The sequence below is a fragment of the Caballeronia sp. genome (assembly GCF_049581465.1).
Lineage (GTDB): Bacteria > Pseudomonadota > Gammaproteobacteria > Burkholderiales > Burkholderiaceae > Caballeronia.
The window spans coordinates 1-4624 of the sequence record NZ_JBAUSA010000807.1 but is presented as its reverse complement, the minus strand read 5'-3'; the positions used below and the strand labels follow the sequence as shown (position 1 = coordinate 4624).

At 57.6% G+C, this 4624-nt stretch carries 4 protein-coding genes and 1 pseudogene; 1 reads left to right on the top strand and 4 read right to left on the bottom strand.

Going from position 1 to position 4624, the window contains the following annotated elements; all coding sequences use genetic code 11:
- Positions 1-815: MOSC domain-containing protein (locus tag WCA53_RS19865; RefSeq protein WP_423914572.1), on the bottom strand; the 815-nt coding region annotated here is incomplete at its 3' end.
- Positions 816-1472: 657 nt separating this feature from the next.
- Between WCA53_RS19865 and WCA53_RS19860 the strand changes: the two genes are divergently transcribed.
- Positions 1473-1982: a carbonic anhydrase gene (locus tag WCA53_RS19860; protein ID WP_423914569.1), complete on the top strand. Its 510-nt coding sequence runs from the start codon at positions 1473-1475 to the stop codon at positions 1980-1982.
- Between the two features lie 261 nt (positions 1983-2243).
- Here WCA53_RS19860 and WCA53_RS19855 read toward each other — a convergent pair whose 3' ends face one another.
- The 3 genes and pseudogenes from WCA53_RS19855 to WCA53_RS19845 form a co-directional block, all read right to left on the bottom strand.
- Entirely contained in the window at positions 2244-2669 is a 426-nt protein-coding gene (locus WCA53_RS19855) for a GFA family protein (protein ID WP_423914566.1), read from the bottom strand.
- A gap of 10 nt (positions 2670-2679) precedes the next feature.
- On the bottom strand, positions 2680-4353 hold the full coding sequence (locus WCA53_RS19850; protein WP_423914562.1) for an FAD-dependent oxidoreductase: 1674 nt from the start codon (positions 4351-4353) through the stop codon (positions 2680-2682).
- Positions 4354-4411: 58 nt separating this feature from the next.
- Positions 4412-4624 (bottom strand): annotated as a pseudogene (locus tag WCA53_RS19845) (low specificity L-threonine aldolase); the annotation flags it as partial.

Genomic DNA, 4624 nt, shown 5'->3' with positions numbered 1-4624 from the left:
ACCACGTACTGGCCGGGCATCGCCGTTGGCAACAGCTGACCGTTCGAGCTCTGCATCGTCATCGAGAGGACGTCCACAGACTCCTGATCGATTGTTGTAACTCGAAGTGGTCGAAACCCCGGTGAAGCCGGATGCGCCGCCGCTTCCGGCACGAGCCCTGCATTACCGCTCGTGTGGCTCTGCAGTAACGCCTCAAACGACGAGCGCCATCCGGGCGAAAGCGCCTCGATCCGCAAGGCGCGCGCCAGTCGGTCGCGCGCATGATTGGGAGAATAGAGAAGCGCGTTGATCTCTGCGACGGTCATTCGCTCTTTTCCCTCTCCCGCCTTCACGATTTCGTCGCCGGAGCCGACCTCGCCTTCCTGCAGCACTCGCAAATAGAACCCGGGCCGTCCACTCGATGTCAGCAATGCCGCCATCCGAGGCTCGTTCATCCGAATGCCGACGCGATAGCAGGTTACGCGAGGTTGCGTAACCTCAAACAACGCGCTGCCGATCTGATAACGATCGCCAATGCATGCGATATCGTCGGACAGTCCTTCGATGGTGAAGTTCTCGCCGAATTGCCCGTGGACGAAGTCGGTCCTATTCAGTTGCTCCTGCCAATACCGATACGATTCGATCTGGTAAACGAAGACGGCGCGATGCTCGCCCCCGTGTCCGGCCAGGTCGCCTTGTCCGTCTCCATCCAGATTCAATCGCCTCGCCCGGCAACGCCCTTGCACGGGCGTCTTCCAGATCCCGGTGTGCACAGTGCGGCCCTTCCACTCTATGTCGCGTGGAAGTCCAACGTTCACCGATAGCAGTCGAGCCATGTTTCCCCTCCGCAGCCAACTACACGTTCGCCCGATGCCGAACCAGCGATGCGACTAACCTCAGGATAGGCCTCACGGTAGGACCATGCCGCCAGACACTAGCTCCAAATTGCGGCCGTTGCAAGTTGGCAGTGTTAGCGCCAAGCAAACATTTCCCGTGGCGCCGATGGCAGGTCGAACCGCGCGCTATTCAATATCCATTAAGTGTTCACGAAAAATTGGCCTGGATTTTCGAGCCCTATAGAGCTTTGGGGCTGACGCATGGTTGAGTGAAAGGAACAATTGAATTGCCACGGGCCATGATGTCTTCGCGTCGAAACCCGCGCACAATCGAATGCATCACGACTGAGAGGTCTGGGGCGCGGTGGGTTATGCGGCATATCATCAGAAAAGCACTTCATTCGCGCGCTCGGCGGTGGAAGGGCCAAGGGTGACCAGGAGCCAACCTAAGCATCGGAGCGGGTTGATATGTTTTAGAAAGGAATGCTAATGGAGACAAATCGAGCGCTATTTTTACCGGACAGGAGCCACGGTTTTCAATAGCCCAGCGCGAACCTTTCGGCGTCCTTTCGTGGTCAGTTTTCAACGAGTGCCGACAAACCGCGTTTTCACGCAATCGAACACATCGATCGTGAAGCGCACCGACGGAGAATCCAAATGAGTCTGATCGATCACGCAATCGTTTCAAGTCAAGCAAGCAAAAAGCACCACGATCCAAGGCTGGCGGACAAGCCGGCTCCGACGGTTGCGATCATCACGTGCATGGACCCTCGTATGAACGGGCTACTAGAACGTTTCGATATCAAACCCGCCGATGCGGACGTTATTCGCAATGTCGGAACAGTCGTGACCGATGACGTTGTGCGGTCGCTGATGTTTTCGATTAACGTCCTGGGCGTGAAGGAAATCATGATTGTTGGGCACACGGGATGTGGGAGTGAGATGTTTACGGACGAGTCGTTCGAGAAGCATCTTCACGAACGCACTGGCGTGTTGGCAGTGGAGCCCGCCAAGTTCCACTTCTATACCGACGTCAATGAAGCCACGAGGAAGCAGATGATGAAGCTTCGGTCCCATCCGTGGATCCCGTCGGATATAGTAATTCGGGGCTTTGTTCTAAGTCTCGCAACGGGAGACCTGACGGAAGTGACGACCGAGGCGAGTTGATAGGTCAGGTGTCCGAGAGCCTGCTAACCGTACCTGTCGACAAGCTCGCATCGCAAATCGTCAACGATTTAGCGCTGCGGGCCTGTCGACCGTTCTATCGTCAATTTCTTACAAACGCGTTCAGAAGCAAAGAATCGCAGTATTGTTGGAACGAGGGGCGCTGCAACATCCTCAGGTCGAAATCTTTCCCCTGCCGGAAATCGCGAAGGCCCACGAACGCGTCGAGCCGGGTGCGAACGCAAAGATCATCGTCGACCAGGATTAACCGAATTCGTCATGCTGCGGTAATTGGTCGGTTATAGAAAACCATCGAGCCTTTGAGCCGACAAAAATGTGGGCGGTCGGGCGAATGCTCGGCGTGTCATCAAGCGTTCCCAACGTAACGTGAACGAACTCACCGCCGCGAACCACCGAAAACAGCAGGCTGCCGCATACCTTGCAATGAACATCGTGCGAAGCACTCTCATTGCCAAAGACCATCTGACTGTCAGCACCGTGAGTAATGCTTAGCTTATCACGCTCTATACCCGCGAATGGCTTGAATGCCGATCCGGTTGCTCGCCTGCATTTCGAACAATGGCAGTTCAACGCATAGGCAAACTCGTCCTTCACCACGTAATGGACTGCGCCGCACAGGCATCTACCAGCAAGCAATGGCGCGAAGCCGGTCTCTACAGAGGTTGTCATGATTACTGCGTCACTCGCGGCGAGCAAGATATTGGTGAACGGCCTGAATGGCGGCTGCGCCCTCGCCCACGGCAGCCGCCACTCTCTTGACTGAGCCACTACGCACGTCACCGGCTGAGAAGATGCCGGGCCGGCTCGTCTCGAGATCATGCGGTGGCCGATCGGCTTTCCACTTGTCGTGGATATTGGCACCGGTCAGCACAAATCCATCCTTGTCCAGGGCGATGCAATCGCCAAGCCACCGGGTATTGGGCTGCGCACCCAGAAAAAGGAAAACGTGCTGGATGGGCTTGTGTTCGATCTGCCCCTGACGGTCCCACCTTATGGCCTCAAGTTTTGACTCGCCGCATAACTCAACGATCTGTGTTCTCGTGTGAAGCGTAATGTTGGCTGCCGCGTTGATCCGCCTGATCAAATAATCCGACATGCTCGCACTGAGTCCGTCGCCGCGAACGACGACGTGGACATGACGTGCGAATCTCGCGAGGAATACCGCAGCCTGTCCGGCCGAATTCCCGCCGCCAACCACAATCAACTCGTCGTTGGTGCAGAACGCAACCTCCATGAATGTTGCGCTGTAGTAGATGCCACTACCCTCGAAATGCTCGAGGCGCGGAAGCGCCGGCTTCCGATAACGCGCACCGGTGGCAATCACCACGGCGCGAGCATGAACGCCCTCGTTATAGTCCAGTCCGATGTGAAACGATTGGGTGTCCCCACAATCAATCTTCAGTGCCTCGATGGGCACGCCGACATCCGCTCCGAACTTGCGACATTGGGATAGCCCGCGGCCGGCGAGCGCCTGCCCCGATATGCCAGTCGGAAAACCGAAGTAATTTTCGATCTTGGAACTGGTGCCCGCCTGGCCCCCGGGCGCCTTGGCATCCAGAACCGCCACCTTCAATCCCTCCGATGCTGCATACACCGCGGCAGCGAGCCCGGCCGGACCCGCGCCGACCACAACGAGGTCAAAGTGCTCGCCGTTCAGCCTGTCCGGACTGAGGCCGATCGCGTCTGCAACGGCCCTGTGGGTGGGTTGCCTGAGAACGGCGCCTTTCAGCGTGACCACAACCGGGATGTCGGCTTCCGTTGCGCCATAGCGCCTCAGGAGTTCTTTTGTCTCGGTGTGTTCGACGACATCGAAGTAGGCCGCAGGCTGACCATTGCGGCTGAGGAAGTGACGCAGCCGCAGCGTAGGGCCGGAGGCTGTACTGCCAATCACCATCAAGCCCGGGTGCTGGTCCTGGATAAAAGCGACGCGGCGCAGGATATAGGCGCGCATGATGGTTTCGCTGATCTCCGCTTCAGCAATCACGAGTGCGCGGAGTGACTCCTCATCTACGACGATAACCTCGCACTCGGAAACCGCCCGTGTCGTTGCCGATGCGGCCCGACCGGCGAGTGTCCCAACCTCGCCGGTGAAACAACCGGCGCCATATCTGCCCAGCACATGTGGGCCGAGAACGGACGCTCGGATCGCCTCGACTGTTCCGGAGAGAACGACAAACATGGAGATGTGCCGTTCGCCTTCGGAATAAAGAATCTCGTCGGCATTCAGCTTGCGTCGCTCGCCGTAGCGATCCAGTATCGCTAGTTGTCTTTCGTCCAGCGTGGGATACACCTGGTGGTAGCGGCTGCCGCCTGATGACAGCTCGTAGGGCGTGGCTGGAGAGTCGTTGCTCATGGCGGGCTCCATCGAGTCAAGACGCGATCGTTGCGTGGGATTGCTGCATCCGGTTTGGCTATGGTAGCTCCGTTTGCGATCCGCGACTCGAGTGACTCCCTGTCTTCGCATCGATAGACAGACCCTGCAGTTCGAACAGGATCAGGTTCGACGCTGGAACTCGTGTTTGAAACACGAAGTGCGGTTCGGCCGCGAGTAGCTCGACAAGTAGTCGTGCGTTCGCGTGATCATCGGCCAGACGCTCAACATGATGATCGAGTGCGTAAAGCGC